10 protein-coding genes and 1 pseudogene are annotated in these 16596 nt (G+C 59.9%); 2 read left to right on the forward strand and 9 right to left on the reverse strand.

What is annotated here, in order from left to right; translation table 11 throughout:
* Window position 1: 1 nt before the first annotated feature.
* The 8 genes from ACQKRQ_RS06745 to ACQKRQ_RS06780 form a co-directional block, all read right to left on the reverse strand.
* Window positions 2–1084 carry an NADH:ubiquinone reductase (Na(+)-transporting) subunit F gene (locus ACQKRQ_RS06745; RefSeq protein WP_427475855.1) on the reverse strand — a complete coding sequence of 361 codons (1083 nt, stop codon included), beginning with the start codon at window positions 1082–1084 and terminating at the stop codon, window positions 2–4.
* Window positions 1085–1141: 57 nt separating this feature from the next.
* Window positions 1142–2812, reverse strand: a complete 1671-nt coding sequence (locus ACQKRQ_RS06750) for an aromatic/alkene/methane monooxygenase hydroxylase/oxygenase subunit alpha (RefSeq protein ID WP_132377163.1) — start codon at window positions 2810–2812, stop codon at window positions 1142–1144.
* 469 nt (window positions 2813–3281) lie between these two features.
* Window positions 3282–3485, reverse strand: coding sequence for a hypothetical protein (locus ACQKRQ_RS06755; RefSeq protein WP_132377162.1), 204 nt, complete (start codon window positions 3483–3485; stop codon window positions 3282–3284).
* A gap of 40 nt (window positions 3486–3525) precedes the next feature.
* On the reverse strand, window positions 3526–4620 hold the full coding sequence (locus ACQKRQ_RS06760) for a WD40 repeat domain-containing protein (protein WP_427475858.1): 1095 nt from the start codon (window positions 4618–4620) through the stop codon (window positions 3526–3528).
* Entirely contained in the window at window positions 4617–5639 is a 1023-nt protein-coding gene (locus ACQKRQ_RS06765) for a CobW family GTP-binding protein (protein WP_427475860.1), read from the reverse strand. The genes ACQKRQ_RS06760 and ACQKRQ_RS06765 overlap by 4 nt, the downstream gene beginning before the upstream one ends.
* Entirely contained in the window at window positions 5636–5953 is a 318-nt protein-coding gene (locus ACQKRQ_RS06770; protein ID WP_427475861.1) for a hypothetical protein, read from the reverse strand. The genes ACQKRQ_RS06765 and ACQKRQ_RS06770 overlap by 4 nt, the downstream gene beginning before the upstream one ends.
* A gap of 35 nt (window positions 5954–5988) precedes the next feature.
* Window positions 5989–7032, reverse strand: a complete 1044-nt coding sequence (locus ACQKRQ_RS06775) for an NAD(P)-dependent alcohol dehydrogenase (protein ID WP_408181352.1) — start codon at window positions 7030–7032, stop codon at window positions 5989–5991.
* Window positions 7033–8111: 1079 nt separating this feature from the next.
* On the reverse strand, window positions 8112–9278 hold the full coding sequence (locus ACQKRQ_RS06780) for a hypothetical protein (RefSeq protein ID WP_427475862.1): 1167 nt from the start codon (window positions 9276–9278) through the stop codon (window positions 8112–8114).
* Window positions 9279–11040: 1762 nt separating this feature from the next.
* On the opposite strand from ACQKRQ_RS06780, the gene ACQKRQ_RS06785 reads away from it, so the two are divergent.
* A complete protein-coding gene (locus ACQKRQ_RS06785; RefSeq protein WP_427475864.1) occupies window positions 11041–12939 on the forward strand; it encodes a serine aminopeptidase domain-containing protein in 1899 nt (632 codons plus the stop codon).
* 136 nt (window positions 12940–13075) lie between these two features.
* Here the strand turns inward: ACQKRQ_RS06785 and ACQKRQ_RS06790 are convergent.
* Window positions 13076–14125, reverse strand: a pseudogene (locus tag ACQKRQ_RS06790) (sigma-54-dependent transcriptional regulator); the annotation flags it as partial.
* Between the two features lie 490 nt (window positions 14126–14615).
* Between ACQKRQ_RS06790 and ACQKRQ_RS06795 the strand changes: the two are divergent.
* Window positions 14616–16592, forward strand: coding sequence for an APC family permease (locus ACQKRQ_RS06795; protein ID WP_427475865.1), 1977 nt, complete (start codon window positions 14616–14618; stop codon window positions 16590–16592).
* Window positions 16593–16596: the final 4 nt, after the last annotated feature.

Raw genomic sequence — 16596 nt, forward strand, 5'->3', positions numbered from 1 at the left:
GTCAGCGAACCGCCTGCGTAAACTTGTCGAAATAGAGCCGCTCGGGCGCGACACCCGCCATCTGAAGAACCGGCATCACCGCCTCGATCATCGGGGTAGGACCGCATGTGTAGGCGTCGATCTCGCCAGCGAGCGCCTCTTCGCGCAAGGTGCGGCTGAGCACCTCGTGGATGAAGCCGGTCTCACCCGTCCAGACGTCATCTGGTTCGGCATTCGAGAGCGCCGGAATAAAGCGGAAATCCGGCAGCTTTTGTTCCAGCTCCTCGAACTCGTCGAGATAGAACAGATCGCGACGGCTGCGCGCGCCGTAGAAAAAACGGATCGGTCGCTCTTCGCCGCTTTGCACGTGGTCGCTGAGGATCGACCAGAGCGGCGACATCCCCGACCCTCCGCCCACCAGAATCATCGGTCCGGGTTGGTCCTCGCGACGAAAACAGGTGCCGTACGGCCCCTTCGCGATCAGTCTGTCGCCCGGGCTCAGACCACCGTCAAGTTGCGACGAAAACGCACCATTGGGATACTTCTTGATGATGAATTTCAGCGTCGATTCGCCGTCAGGCGTATTCGCCATCGAGAAAGATCGCGTGATGCCCGCGCCCGGAATCGTCAGGTCGACATACTGTCCGGCCCAAAAGCGCAACGGCCTCGACAACCTCACTTCCAGCAGCCTGATGTCGTGCGTGAGCGCGGTGATCTTCGTGAGCGTCGCATCATATTCGCTCACCGCGATCGAGCGGCGCATCAGGTCTTCGTCATAATTCAGAAGCTCGACGGTCAGATCGCTATAGGCGAGCGTGCGGCAAAGCAGGATGTGACCGGATTCGCGTTCGTAGTCGGGCAGCGCGAACGTCGAGTACTTCTTGAGTTCGACATCGCCTTCGATCAACAGCGACTTGCAGCTGCTGCACTGCCCCTCCTTGCATCCATGCATCACCGCAATGCCCTGGCGAAACGCTGCATCGAGCACTGTCTCGCCTTCCGCCACCGACATCTGCACACCGACCGGCTCGAAGGAAACGGTATGGAATACTTTGTCGTCGCCTGTGTCCGTCATCTCGTGCCTCGTCTCTTGCGTGTCGCTCATCTTGTGCTCCTGATCCGTCCGGCGGCGGTATAGGCGCCGCCGGATCGGATAGCTTCGTCAATTCACCGGATTGATCTTGAAGCCGGCGCGATACTCGGCAATGTGTTTCTCGCGCTGCTCCGGTGTCATGGCGCGCAGCAGCACGATCGGGCTCTGGATCGTGTTGCCGCGCACGTGGTCGAGCGTCCACATCTGCTTGTCGTCAAAGCGCAGATGGGGTTGCGGCACGAGCGTCTTGCCGTCGCTGCGCACAAAGCCGAGATCCTTGATGCAATCAGCCAGATCCCAGCCGTGGTAGCACTCTTCCCATTGGCGGCGTCCGCTGAAGCGGCCCATAGCCGGGGTCGGTCTGCCCTCGTATTCCGGCGCGAACGCCACCTTATGTGTCCAGCGGCACAGCTCCGAGCAATACGTATACAGTTGGCCGTCGACCTCATCCACCACGAAGTCTTCACGGATCAGACAGGGCACCAGACAGCTCCAGCAACGGTGCGGATACACGTAACCGTTTTCCTGATCGAACAGCATGTTGGTTTCGCCCGGCACGCTCTTCTTCGCGTACCACTTCCAGAAGTCGCCGAATTCGGCGTACCAGCCGGGGTACTTGTGTTCGAACCATTCGAAGTCTTTCTCGGTCTGCGCTTCAATGCGCCAGAAGTTGACGGGCCAGCCCACGGAGAAGAACTGTGCGACTTTGTGGACATAGTTCTGCTTGACAATGCGGTCCCAGGCGGCGGCTACGTCGTCGTGGTGAATCTTGATGCCGTACTTTTCCAGCGGCAGCATGTAGGTGCGGTAGTAATCCTCGTAGATCCACCGGTGCCACAACTCGGCGTACGATTCCTTGTTCTTGTCGCGGTCCGTGGTGCCGTACTCGATGAAGGTGCCAATGGCGGCATCGACGATCGCGTGGTTCTGCCAGAACGCATAGCGCAGGTCGCGCTCGAGCAGCAGATGGTTGTCCGGATCGTTGATGATCGACATCACCAGCGAGTGACCATTGCCGATGTGGCGGCTTTCGTCCGACTGCACCGAAAGGAACACGGTCGGCAACGCATAGTCGCCGTTGCGGGCGGCTTCCGATGGCATCGCGACAAACAGCGTGTTCGTGAACGCCGTTTCGGCCACCACCTGCAGGAACACGTTAGCGGCCGTAACCGCATCGCCGGTGAGGAAGCCCTCGGCGAACTGACGGCCGATCGTGGTGGCATAGCACTTGCCGAATGCGGCTTCAGTAATATCGAACCCGGCCGGATCGATATAGTTTTCCATGTACCACTTTTTCAGGTTCATCTGGATCGTGGAGTGCCGGAACTCGTCGACCATCTGCATCGTAAAGCCGGTGCGTAGCTCTTCACCCGGTGCGAGCCGGCCGAGCATCGCCATCGAACGCGCCGCAGAAATCTCGGGGAACGGAATGATGGCGAGGAACAGCTTCATCCATTCGACCCAGCGGGGCTGGACGTTGCGGAACATGTCGCCGCGCAATGCCGCGTCGAGTGCGCCGTAGACGCGGTTGTCCTTTTCCTCCTGCATCGGAAAATAAGAGCGCAGCACCTGTTTCATCGGGTCGCGTGGCGCCTTGCTGATCTTGTAGTCCGTCGGGAAGGTCATGGCCTCCTGGACGTAACTCGGAGTCCAACCGAGATCGGCAACGCGGCGTGCCGCTTCGCCAATGCTGATCCCGCGCTGGGACGTGATCTTGTTGAGCGTTAATCCATCAGACATTGAGCTCTCCTAGTTCCATTTCGATAACTGTCGCAATGCGACGCTTCGGGCAGGGCCGGCTACCGCCAGGACCAGAGTCAACAACACGGGCGGGCCGTCTCGTTGGCAAGCAAAAAGTTCGGGAGAAGGAACGGAAGGACAAGCCTGTTGGGCCGGTCTTCATTGATCGTGTCTCCTGCTGTTTTCGGCTCGCGTTTTGTGACGTCGACGCTTCTGGTTTGACCTGCACTGATAGAGCGATAAGCGTGCCAGAAGGAATTCTTTATTCCGCATCAAGCCTGGTAACGAGCACGGGCTTTTGCCGGAAATTCTTGCAGTGCGCCATGTTGTGTTCTGCGACAACTCCGCCTCGCGACGCTGTCCGATATTGGGACGTTTGGATCGGGCGGCGGGTGCTGAATCGATCGTCTATATTATTTCGGATACCATATTTTTAATGACGGCTAACGGGGTGAACCGTGGCACGCTGCTACGTCGCAACGCTGCCGTGGCTTTCACCCGTAAGAATCACGCTTCGGGCAGCGCCGTCGGGCTCTTTTCCTTCGGCGACAAAGCGTGCCGTAAGAATTAGCGCGCCCAGCGCGAAGTCCTTGCCGTACGCTTCGATCATCTCGTCCGCCACGGCGCCAAGGCGCTCGAAGAACTGCTCTTTGGGTGTGTGTCCGTTATGCATGTTTGTCTCCGTTTTGACATGTGATGGAAGCACCGCCCGTTTATCCGCGGCGTCCGAAGCGGAACAGCTCGTCGGGCAGAAACACCAGCGCCAACTCGCCCGCCTCGGTTCCCAGAGCGAGCCGCCCACCGTCCGGCGACCAGGCCATCGCGCTGACCGCACTGTTGCCGGAATCCTTGATAAACAGAATGTCGCTACTGCCTGGCTGACACAGCAACACCGCACCGCTGTGATAACCCACTGCAATCAGCGGATGAGCCGGATGGCAGGCCACCTGGCTTACCGGCGCCTTGCCGAGAACGCCGCATTCGTGTGGTTCGTCGTTCGCGCCGGGCGGATCGAAGCGCCAGCACACTGCGTGCATGCCGCCGCTGGTGGCGAGAAAGCGGCCGTCAGCGGAAAACGATAGCGAGCGCGGCTGGCCGGGATAGCCGCCCATCTCGATGTCCGCGCCGTCGGGCAGCCGCCAGCCATGCAGCGCATTCTCTTCCATACCGCTCACGAGATAGCGGCCATCAGGGCTCCACGCGACGTTGCGGTGATAGCCCGGCCACGCAAGCTGACGCTCCCGGAGCGTGTCGGCTGCCCACAGCGTGACGCCACCATGATGCGAGATCGCCAGTTGTGTACCAGTTGGGTCGAAAGCCAGCGATGTCGCCGATCCGGGCAGCATCAGGCAGGCAGGTTTGGCCCCAAGCCAATGAACCCGGCGACCGCTTGCATAGACTCGACCACCCGCCTGGCTGGCGGCCACGCGGTCGATCCATGCGCCGGCTTCATGCGCGACGAGTTCGCTCGTGCCATCGAGCCGCAGATGGACGAGACGGCCATCATCACCACCGCTCAAGAAGCCGCCCGCAGGGTCGGCGGCAAGGGCCAGGCACGTGCCCTCATGCACGCTGAAGCGCGCGAGCGGCGCTGGTGGTGCCTGCGCCTGCACGACCTCGACGCCGCCGCTCTCGCGTGGTTTGAGTCGGGGGCCGCCGTCCCAGACACCGGTGGCGAGCGCTAGCGTGCCGTCACCGAGGGCGAACCCGGCAGATTGCCCCGCCGCGTCCCACACCACTTCGACGACGGACGCATCGGTAACCCAACACGCCCCGAGCAGTTCGATCAGAACGGGAGGCGCGTTCATGAGTCGATCTCGCAGTACCGGATGCTCTCCCGCAACTCGCGCCGGTCGAGATTGCGGCCGATAAACACGAGGCGGCTGTCACGGTGTTCGCCGGCTCGCCAGGGCCGGTCGAAATCCGTATCCATCGTCATGTGCACGCCCTGAAACACGAAGCGACGCTCCGATCCGGCGAGATCGACAATCCCTTTTGCACGCAACAGATTCTGGCCTTGCTCGACCACCAACTGCTGCAGCCAGGAAAGGAAGCGCGTGCGTTCGAGCGGGCGCTCGACACGCAGCGATACGCTGTCGATACCGTGACTATGGCGACCCGGTTTGACGGGGGCGCCTGCACGAAGCGGCACGTAGTGGTAAGTCCGCTCGCCGCGTGATGATTCAACGCCCTCACCCGCCGATGTGGCGAGCGCCATGCGCTTGAGATCGAACGCGCCGCGATCGAGCAGCGCGGCAAGCGATATTTCGCAGCGCACACTGGTCCGCCATTCCACGGTCGGGTTGATGCGCCGCACGGCGTCCTGAACCGAAGCGAGACCGGCCGGATCGACGAGGTCGATCTTGTTGATCAGTACGATGTCGGCCTGCGCGAGTTGCTCCGCGGCCTCGCGGCTGTCTGCGAGGCGCGCCTGCAAATGCGCGGCATCGGCCACGCAGATTACGCTGTCGAGCCGCGTGCGCTGCCGGATCTCATCATCGATAAAGAAGGTTTGCACCACCGGCGCGGGGTCAGCCAGACCGGAGGTTTCGATCAGGATCCCGTCGAAGCCGTCCTTGCGCTTGACCAGCGCCGCCACCACGCGAATCAGATCACCGCGCACCTTGCAACAGACACAGCCGTTGTTCAATTCGATGACCTCGTCTTCTGCGCCGACGACGAGACCACCGTCAATGCCGATCGCGCCGAACTCGTTGACGATCACCGCATAGCGCCGACCGTGCTGCTCGCGCAGAATGCGATTGAGCAGCGTGGTTTTGCCAGCGCCGAGAAAGCCGGTGAGCACCGTAACCGGAATCCGATTCATTGCCAGCCCCCTTGTGTCTCAGACGACGCTCGACTGTCCAGTCGAGCCAGCTCGTTCGCAAGCCGCTCCCGCTCGGATTCGATCGCCCGCAACGCGCTTTCGGCCTCGCCGAGGCGCTCGCGCAATTGCTCGATATGCGACGTTCCTTCTGGCGACACACCGTCGCGCTGCTCGCAAGCGAGTGCGCACGCCAGTTCGATCTCCGCGCCCGCGCGTCTGCTTTCTCCGCGCAAGTGGTGGGAATTGACTTCGGTCAGTGCAATAACCAGACGCATGCGCTCGAAAAGCGAGGCTGCGTCACGCTCCACAGTCACGGCAATCTCCACGTTGAGGTGCCCCGTCGAGGCGACTACGGAATCAACACCGCCCGGCCTTTGACCTTGCCGTGGTGCAGATCCTTGAGCGCCTGGTTCGCCTCGCTCAGACGGTATTCGCGGGTTGACAGATGGACGAGGCCACGGTCGGCGAGCGCCATCAGTTCGACGAGTTCGGGATACGTGCCGACCAGGTTGCCGACGATCGTCTTCTCGCTGGTGATCATGTCGATGGTCGGCAACTCGATCTTTCCGCCATAGCCGACGATGTAATAGAAGCCCGCGTTGCGCGTCATGGCGAGGCCCTTTGCGATGGCGTCGCCTTCGCCCACAAAATCGATTACCGCTTCGGCGCCGTTGCCGCCCGTCAGTTCGAGTACTCGCTCCACTTCATCACCGTCGCCCTTGACCGTGTGATGCGCGCCGCAATCCTTCGCAAGCTGCAGCGCGACCTCGGAGCGGTCGACTACGATGATTTCAGCCGCGCAAAGCGCGTTCAAAACCTGAATGCCGATGTGCCCCAGACCACCGGCGCCGATCACGACGGCAAATTGACCCGGGAGCAAATGGCGCGACGCTTTTTTCGCAGCGCGGTACGCGGTCAAGCCGGCGTCGGTATACGGTGCGACGTCCTTCGGTGCGAGCGATTTCGGCAACTGGATCAGCGAGCGTTCGCCCGTCGCCAGATATTGCGCGTAGCCGCCGTTGGCATTGATGCCGGGAAACCGGCTCTCCGTGGCGTGCATATCGTCGCCACGCCGGCAGGCGAGGCAATGTCCGCTCGTCACGAGGGGATGGCAGATGACCGGGTCGCCCACCTTGACACTCTCCACCCCGCGGCCCACTTCTTCGACCCAGCCGGCGTTTTCGTGGCCCATGATGTAGGGCAACGTCACATCGACCTTGCTGCGCCAGATGCCTTCCACGACGTGCAGATCGGTGCGGCACACACCGGCGCCGCCAATCCGGACGATGACATCAGTGGGTCGCTCGATCTTCGGATCGTCGACATCTTCGTAGCGCACGAATTCTTCGCGAGTCAGCGACTCGTCGTACTGATGCAGCACGGCAGCTTTCACTTTTGTCTCCTCCGTTTATGTATGGCCGGCAAATGCACCAACCATACGAGCGGCGCTTTTGCGCGGGGCCGACACAGACTAGGCAATGTCCATGCCAAAGGAGAAGGAAGCGATCACGCCACCCTAAGAAGGCGCGTGAGCATGGGAAGCGGTGTTATCCGCAGCGACCAGATGGCTCGCGTGCTGGAGCACTGTCGCAAAATCGGACGCTTAGTGTGGGTGGGGATCGGCGGCTTGTCCGAAAATGGGACGCATCCGGCATGAAGGCTTGCTGACGCCGCGCGGAATTTCGAATTGCCAGTAGCGGGACATCATCGCCCGGCTAGCTGCGTGCCTGCGCTCTTGCCCGACATACCCGGCGTCGTCCAACTCCCCTGTTTATGCGTTCTCGAAACGCGAAGTACCACTATGTCTGATCCGCCTGGTTTCAGGATGTGGGAATGCCCAGTTCTCCGCCCGTCTCGGCGACGCTACGCTAAGTCAAGGCAATGCCAGGCGAATTTCCGAGCTCGATGTCGCGATGCATCGAAGCCGGCATCGTGACCGATAAGGTGCCGCAGACTGCGACGCGGTGGTCGGCGAAGTGGCTGGTCAGTGTGACGCCCCTCGCCTTAAGGCGCTCGCCGATTACCAAAGTCCACTCACGAAGCGCCGGGGTGTCAGTTCCTTGAACGGAAAGCTAAGCCGCCAAGTTGCACTGAATAACGCGGAGGACCCATACGGCGAAGCTATAAAGCGGAAATAGTATTGTGAGATTTTTCACAGACTTCGCCCATTAACGCCAGAATGCCGCGTTTTTTATTTGATTGGCGGATTTAACCGAACAGACTGGCGGATTCAACTGAGGTATAGGGCATTCAACTTAGCTCTTGCGCGCCAAACATATGAATCGATTGTCGGATGAGAAATTGCTCAAGGAATTTCTTCTGACAAGAAGGCTTTTTCTATGATTCCGGCAAACTGGAGCGTCGCTGATTTTTAGCTTCTATCGCCATTTTCCTCTGGAGAATGTTCCCCCAGACGATTAAACAGCCGGGGCGCGATCCATTGCGGCATCGCGCCACCGACTAACACTCACATCACCCGATGCGCGCGTTGGTGACCGTCACCGTCGGGCCGCCCTTGTCCCAGTCTTCCAGGCTCATCGCGCGTTTCCAGACCGGATTGGCGCTGGTAATCGATCCGTTCACGACGTAGCCGTTCAGATGGAGGCCCTGAACGTTGAACGAGCCGCCGGGACTGCCCGTATCCGTATGACCGGTAATGCTGATGCTGACCGTCTTGTTGACCGGACCCGGCAAGAAACCGAAATAAATGAGAATTCCGCCACCGGCGCAATTATTCGTCGTCGGGCTGACGATGCGAATGTTTTCAAACACGGCGGTATTATCGTTCGGTTCGATATCAAGACCGCATCCGGGTTGCGTTCCTCCGATATTTTCCCAAAGCGGAGTATTGAACGTAATCCCGCTACCACTAATAATCGATACACCCTGGCGACGGCATCCGGTCGCATGGTGAGAATTGACCGTAATGTTTTTGCTGTAGGAACTACTCTGCCTATCGCTATTATTGATATAAATTCCGTCGCCCCAGCAATTAATCGTGGTCGGGGACGTAATGGTGCAATTCGTCGCGCCATTAATCGAAATCCCCATTCCCCATTCACCCGACTTCGCCGAATTCAATTCCTTGCTGCCGTCGAGATACGGGCTTTCGAGCGTGACGTTGCTTACGTCCGCCAATCGAAGAATTTCATAAGTGTCGGTATTATGCGGGAGCAACTTGATCGAAGCGCCGCTTGCAAATCGCACATGGCTATTGGTGCGTAGATCGAGACCGGCCGAATCAATCCGGCTCTTTCCGGTAATCAGCAGAATCTGCCCGACGGAGCCGTCGATTGCGCGCTGAAGCGCGGCGCGATCGTTGGTCGTTCCATCGCCCTTTACGCCGAAAGACGTGTCGAGAAGAACGCCATCGGTGTTTGACGGCGTGCTCGCTGGCGTGCTCGGCGCAGCCGGCGTGCTCGCGCCGGCCGGGGAACTGGCGCCGCGCGGATTCGAGGCACCGCCGCCGTGCCGGCCTCTGTTCGCTACCGCGTCGACATTGGCGGGATCGCTGCCGCCGCCGCATGCGGCGAGCACAAGTGCACCGCTGCCGGCCAATAACGATGTCAGAAATTTACGACGGACCGCGAGTTGAGTGTCAGAAACTGAGAGTGTTGCAGCTGGTGTATTCTTAATCATTCAAGTCGTTCCAACTATGCCGGCGCGATCGAAAAGCCAAAACCCAAGCAGACGACCTCGACCGCACAGGCGTTTAAAGGGAAATTAAGCGAGATAACGGGCGCAAAAAGCCCGAACGCTTACATACGCACTGCCCCGCGTATTCGGCGATGCGAATACGCGAAGGTGCGAGCGAATTCCCGAAGAGATCTCCGCTTAAAGCAAAGAGAACTTCAGGATTGGTAAAGCAGGGTCTTCCGGAAGGTATCGCCAGACCTGCATTTCGATGACGCAAAGCGCCGATGAGAGCAGAAGAATAGCTAGACGGTAAAATATTACCGTCTTTTAACAATCGTATCAGATTACCAAAGTCAGTTCTACGTCACACTTGTTACAACATGTACGTCATATCATCATACTTTTTACCAAACACGGAACAAATTGCCTGAACATCCCCATTTATATGGATGTCAATACCGACGATTTTGGATGTTGATTTTAAACGTATGAAGAATAATCAGGTACGCACATTGTGTCAGTTAAATCTGATTTTAACCGTATGAGTAATTTGGTTGAAAGAAAATAATTGAAGAGAGATTGCGCCTGAAACTCCTGGGTTCCAGGCGCATGGGAAGCGCGGCGACTCACACTGCTCGCGCAATTCTCGGCAAGCGCCGGTCAGTCTGCGCGCGAGCATATTCGCGACCGTCGCGAGGTTCGCGGTTCGATGACGAGACCGGTATGTGCGCCGTCGACGTTCTTCACCATCAGGCCCAGCCGGGGGAAGATCCGCTATCACGTCCGGCACGAATGCAGCCAGAAATCGATTGGAACTGCGGCCGCTTGATGTGTGAGCACAGCGCATCGAGTGCGAACTGTTCGCCGCGTTCGACTCCCGCGTCCTCGCTCATGCTCGGATATTCCGAACTCATGCTGAACACGGTCGCGCGCTCATCGGCGACGAGCCGCTATAGCGGTCAACGCCGACGACTCCTCCGGCGCGGTCTCACGACCGAGAAGGCTTTGCGCGTAATTCAACTCGAGGTTGGGAAGAAGCGCGCAAAACGCTCGCCGGTGTGAAGACCTCGAGCGCCGCGCCAAAGCGCGACATGCGTGTCTGAGCGACTCGCTCCGATATGTTGTGAAACAAAGGTTCGCGCGCGTACATGCGCACGCCTCCCCTGAAGAAGTTCTCGCGATTCGTCCGCGCCCCCGTATTGGAACAACGCGTCATAGCGTATTTAGCTGTCGTCCGGCTGGCACCGGCGAACAGTCGCATTCCAACAATGCCCCGTACTTGACGATGAGCCCCGCTCCCTCGCATACAGATTACTGCGCCAGTCAACAATGCTATGTGCGCACTCCCACAGTCCGTCTGGCATCACGACAAAGCGCGCCGGTTACGGCTAAAACCTCAATCGACTCTTTGAAAGAGATATGCGTAGTCCTCGGCCGCGTCCCGAGCACTCGTTGAAAATACAACCTTTCCATCCACCGTGGAGCTTTGGCGCGACACGGTGGCAACTGCTTGCAGCGCGATCTCATCAATGCCCTCTGTCCAGGTCAACTTCGTCCCCTGCTTCTGCAGTGTTGTTTAGCGCACCGAACTCATTTCTAAAGAGCGATCCAATCGATCGAAATGCTCAAAACAAAAAAGAGGCTCGACACTCATGCGCTACGAGACAAGAACATCGCGCGGCGAAGTTGCAAAAGAGGCTGCAACATCCGCTCTTTGCCACCCGGCCATAACAGGTGACGATAACCAAGCCGGTCGAGGTAACCCATGAGGCCGATCGCATTCGGTGGACGCTTTGGATGGCTTCATCCTGGGCATGGCACACATGGCGTGGTGCTCTGCAGTCCATTTGGCCATGAAGAGCCGTGGTGCCACAAGGGCATCCGTTACCTGGCCGAAGAGCTGTCCGCGTACGGCATTCCCGTGCTGCGCTTCGACTATCTGGCAACGGGAGACTCCGTAGGCGTCGACGGCAATGCCCATCACCTCGATGCCTTCGTGTCCGATACCGTAGCGGCCGTCGAGCGGCTCAAGGAACAAACCGGTGTGACGAGCGTGACGCTCTGCGGTTTGCGTTTCGGTGCGGCCGTGGCCGCATTGGCGTCGCGGCGATGCGCGGCCGACTCGCTCGTGTTGCTCGCGCCTGTCACGCGCGGGCGCGCCTATCTGCGCGAACTGGCGGCCGTGCGCAAGGTCTGGCTCGACAATCTCGTCCCGCCCTTGCGCGCCGCGCAGCGCGACAGGCCGTTTAACGTGCTCGGACAGGTTTACAGCGACCGGCTTTGCGGTGAACTGGAAGCGCTCGATCTCTCGAAGTCAATGGACGAACACGCTTCGTTGCCCGCACGCGTTCTCGTGCTCGATGCACGTTTCCGCGCTAGCGCCGCACTGTGTTCGACGCTGCGCGGACGCGGCGTCGAGGTCGAAACGAGCATGCTGGAAGGCTACTTCGAATATGTGGATGAGACGAAGTCGTCGGTCGTGCCGGCTCGCTCGTTTGACCGGGCCGTGCAGTGGATCGTGGACGGCGCCCCGGGCACGCGCGTCCAAAGGTCGGGGAACAAAGGCGCACGGCCGAGCGTATCACTCGACGACGAAGCGATCATCGAAACGCCCGAAGCCCGCGAGCACCCGGTCATCTTCGGCGCCAACGGCCTGTTCGGCATCCTGTGCGAACCGCGCGGCAGGCTCGCGTTCGGGCCCGTCATGCTGATCACCAATACCGCCGGCAGCGTACATCACGGCGATAGCCGGCTGTCGGTTCGCATCGCGCGTGAAATGGCTCGGCGCGGCATCGCATCCATGCGTATCGATGCGCGCGGCATCGGCGACAGTCCGCCGCGCACCGCACAAGGGCCGCTCGATCTGGTTCCGTCGATCCATGCATCCACAACCATCGAGGATGTCGCGACGGCAGCCGCCTGGCTCAAGCGCAAGGGCTATCACACGGTCATCTCGTTCGGGATCTGCTCGGGCGCCTACAGCGCCTTGCACGCATCGCTCGTGGAGCCGACGCTCACGGCCGTCATCGCGGTCAATATCGCGCGCTTTTACATACCCCCAGGCATGTCGATGGCGGAGCTGGAGGAGGAGCAGCGCAACTCGATGAAACGTGTCGGGCCTGCGATATTCAAGCCGTCCAAGTGGTGGCTCGTCCTGAGCGGAAAGCGCAAGTTCCGGCCCATCGCGCAGGCCGTCGCTTCGAACCTGATCGCGCGCCTGCGTTCGCATACGCTGGGCGTGACCGGCAACGGCGCCGGCGCGGCCGAAGCCGCTACGGACCCGCATAGCGTCGTTCATGCGCTCGAACGCAAAGGCGTGCAGACTCTCTTCATCTACGGTTCAGGCGACGAAGGGATGGAGCAGTTCAACGCGCATTTCGGCAAACGCGGAAAGAAGCTGGCGCGCTTTTCGAATGTCAAGGCGGTTGTTTATGACGAGCTCGATCACGCGCTTTTCGATCCGCGAGCATCGGCGAAGGTCATTGCGATAAGCGAGGCCTTCATCAAGGATCTGCACGAGAAGGCGGTGGCGCCCAAGGTCGTCGATCCGGTGTTGGCCATGTCGCAGCAGCGCGGGCAAGAAGCCGGAACTCGTACATCCGACGATGGCTCAAGACAGGCTCCGTCTGTCTTGACCCGCGCTCCACTACGGAGAAGGTGGTGAGAACGATTTGTGCGGGTGCCTTTGAAAGCGGTGTTGGTGATAGTCATCGTGCTGGCCGATAGACTCACTATGTCGCGCACGGCACCGTATCCCTCGCATCGTGGAACGGCACATGATCCATCGGTCTGACCGACTCTCACACGTCGAGCCCTTCGCTTTGCGCGTCTCCAGCCGGAAACTTCAATTGACGCACCTTGTGATACAGCGTCTTTTTCGGCATTCCCAGTTCCGCGCTGGCCTCAGCAAAGTTTCCATTGTGCCGGCGCAGCATATCTTCGATCAGCATGTGCTCGAAATGCGCAAGTTGCTCCGCAAGCGTTCCGCTTTTGATTCGCTGACTGCCGTTCGGCAACAGACAATCGCCGCCGAGACCCAGCACGAATCGGTCCGCGACGTTCTGCAGTTCCCGCACATTGCCCGGCCACTGGTGCGACATCAGCTCGGAGACCTGCGATGCCGACACAATCGGAGCGGACTGCCCGAAACGAACTGCGGCAGCGAGTACAAAGTGCTCGAATAGCAGTGGTACGTCTTCACGACGTTCGCGCAAAGGCGGCAATTCGATCTGCGCGACGTTCAGCCGATACAGCAAGTCGGCCCGGAAACGTCCATCTGTCGAAAGCTCGGCGAGATCCGCCTTCGACGCAGCCACGATCCGGCAATCGACGGCGATCTCCTCGTTTGCGCCCAGCCGTTCAATTCGGCGTTCCTGCAGTACTCGCAGCATCTTGATCTGCAGTGCGATGGGCATGGTTTCGATCTCATCGAGCAAGAGCGTGCCGCCGTTGGCCCATTCGATTTTGCCAATGCGATTCTTGATCGCACCCGTGAACGCGCCGGCCTCATGACCGAATAACTCACTTTCGAATAGCTGCTCCGGTAGACCGCCGCAATTGAGCGCAACGAAATGATGATCGCGGCGGGCGCCGAAATCGTGCAGCCCGCGTGCGATCAGTTCCTTGCCCGTGCCAGTTTCTCCCGTAATCAGCACTGACGCAGATGTATCCGCGAGCCGCAGGATCTTCCTACGAACCTCGACGATCGCGGGTGACTTGCCGAGCACAAGGCCTTCTATGCCTTTCCAGTTTCGCAGCGCCGCGCGCAAGCCCTGTACTTCGAGCGTCAGACGGCGCTTCTCGACGGCGCGCGCCACTCGACTCGCGATGTGATCCGACGAGAAAGGCTTGGGTGTCGTCTCCGTATTCGCGCCCTGAACGGACGCCTTGAGGGCGTTGAACGCCTATGCATCCACTAGTGCAAGGCCCATGCCAAATGATCGACGCTTGGCGAACACACGTATGCCTTTGATTTATATGGCTTTAGTGTTTATTGAAAGTGCCGGATCGGCGGGGAAAGTCTCGAACCTCGGAATTCGCCCGCGGCGCAGGCTTAAAGTTCATCCAGCGGAACGTTGAGGTTGCCCGGCAGATGTCGCTGTGGATTCAGATGGGCGGATACGGGGTTTTAATTCTATTCGCGGAAATTTTATAACGAATATATCTCGCCAGAAGTATCCTCTGCACTCCCACCGAACATGACAGATTCCCTTGTACCTGTCGGGTGGAACCTGCTTTACGCGGCCGCATATCCAGAAATGACTAAAAACAACGCCGTTCAAATCGTCCGTTTTGAAGACGTGATTTATCCCCGGACGCTCATACGGTAACCCGTCCGCCGTGACCGCCTTCCGGAAAATAAAGAAGCTGATTGCCGGCGAGGCGCTGGATCCGCTCGACCCGCGCACGCGCCAGGCTATCGCGATTACGCCGCTGTTCGCGTTGATCGGTCTCGGCGCCGATGGACTGTCCTCTGCCTGCTATGGTCCCGAAGAGGCGTTTCTCGCGCTCGGACAGCACATGCCGCTCGCTCTCTTTCTCGCAGCGGCGACGGCGGCCACCGTCTTCATCGTCTCGTTCGGTTACAGCCAGATCATCGAATTGTTTCCCGCCGGTGGCGGCGGTTATCGCGTCGCGACCGAACTGCTCGGCCCGCGCTGTGGCGTCGTGTCCGGTGCGGCGCTGCTGGTCGACTATGTGCTGACCGTCGCGACGTCCATTGCGAGCGGTGTCGAAGCCCTATTCAGTCTGTTGCCGGCGACCGCACAGGCGTTCAGGCTCGTCACGGAGCTAGGCCTGATCGTGTTGATGAGCTGCCTTAACTTGCGCGGCATGAAGCAGTCGATCCTTGTGCTGCTGCCGGTTTTCCTTGGCTTCGTCGTGATACATGCCGCGCTGATCGTATATGGCGTGGCAGTCCACAGCGGTCAACTGACGGCTATCGTGCCGGCCGCCGTGGGCGAGGCGCGCGGCATGTCGCATGCATTCGGCCCGCTCGTGGTCGCGGCGTTGCTGATGCGAGCGTTCTCGCTGGGAGGCGGCACCTATACCGGCCTTGAAGCCGTGTCGAACAACGTCAACATGATCGTCGAGCCGCGGGTGCGCAATGGCAAGTGGACCATGTTTTCCATGGCGGCGTCGCTCGCTTTCACGGCGGGAGGCATCATCATGCTTTACATGCTTTGGCACGCCAGGCCGGTCGAGGGCAAAACGCTCAACGCTGTCGTGTTTGGCAGCGTGATCGATCATCTCGGGATGGGCTCGTCGCTCGCACGCCACGCCCTGCTGGCTGTGGTGCTTGCGTTAGAGGCAGGGTTGCTGCTCGTCGGTGCGCAAGCGGGATTCCTCGACGGACCAACGGTCTTGTCGAACATGGCAGCGGACTCATGGATGCCGCGTTATTTCCGCCAACTGTCGACGCGGCTGGTACGACGGAACGGCGTCGTCGTCATCGGCGTTGCGAATCTCGCGATCCTGCTATGGACGCACGGTGATGTGACCACGCTCGTGGTGCTGTACAGCATCAACGTATTCCTGACCTTCAGCCTGTCGTTCCTCGGCCTGTGCATCTACCGGTGGAGCCGCCGCGACCGCGGAGGCTGGTTGCGGCCCTTTGCGCGGGCGGTCCTCGGTTTATCGACGACGGTCACGGTGCTCGCCGTGACGCTCGTCGAAAAGTTCACGGCGGGCGGCTGGCTGACCGTGCTGGTGACAGGCGTAGTGATCGCGCTGTGTTTTCTCGTCAGGCGTCACTACAGGGAAATCTCCATGCAGTTGGCGAAGGAAGACGCCCTGTTTGCCGGCGCGGCGCCCAAGGTCGATGGCGATGGCGATGGCGACACGGCGCTCAGGCCGGACCCATCCCGGTCAACCGCGATCGTGCTCGTCGACCGGCATCGCGGTACAAGCATGCACGCGTTGCTTTGCGTTGCGCGCATGTTTCCGGGGCGGTTCGATAACATGATCGTCCTGACAGTCGGCGAAGTGGACGCGCAAAGCTGGGAAGACGCGAAGCATATCGAGCATTTGCGGCAAGAGATGTCGTCATCGCTTGCGTACTATATGGCCCAGAGCCGCTATCAGGGGTTTGCAGCCGATTGCCGGATCGAGTTCGTCACGCGTCCGATGGACGGACTGGTGCGACTTACCGAAGCCACCATGGACGAGTTTCCGAACAGTGTGTGTTTCGCCAGCAAGCTCGCCTTCAGTCGGGTCAACCTGTCGGCATGGCTGCACAATCGAACTCCGGCCGAGATCCGGAAGCGCCTACAGTCGCAAGGCAAACGGATGGTGCTCCTGCCGATGAAGATCGGTTGACGGG

The organism is Paraburkholderia sp. NPDC080076 (assembly GCF_050281145.1).
In the GTDB taxonomy this organism is placed as follows: Bacteria; Pseudomonadota; Gammaproteobacteria; order Burkholderiales; family Burkholderiaceae; genus Paraburkholderia.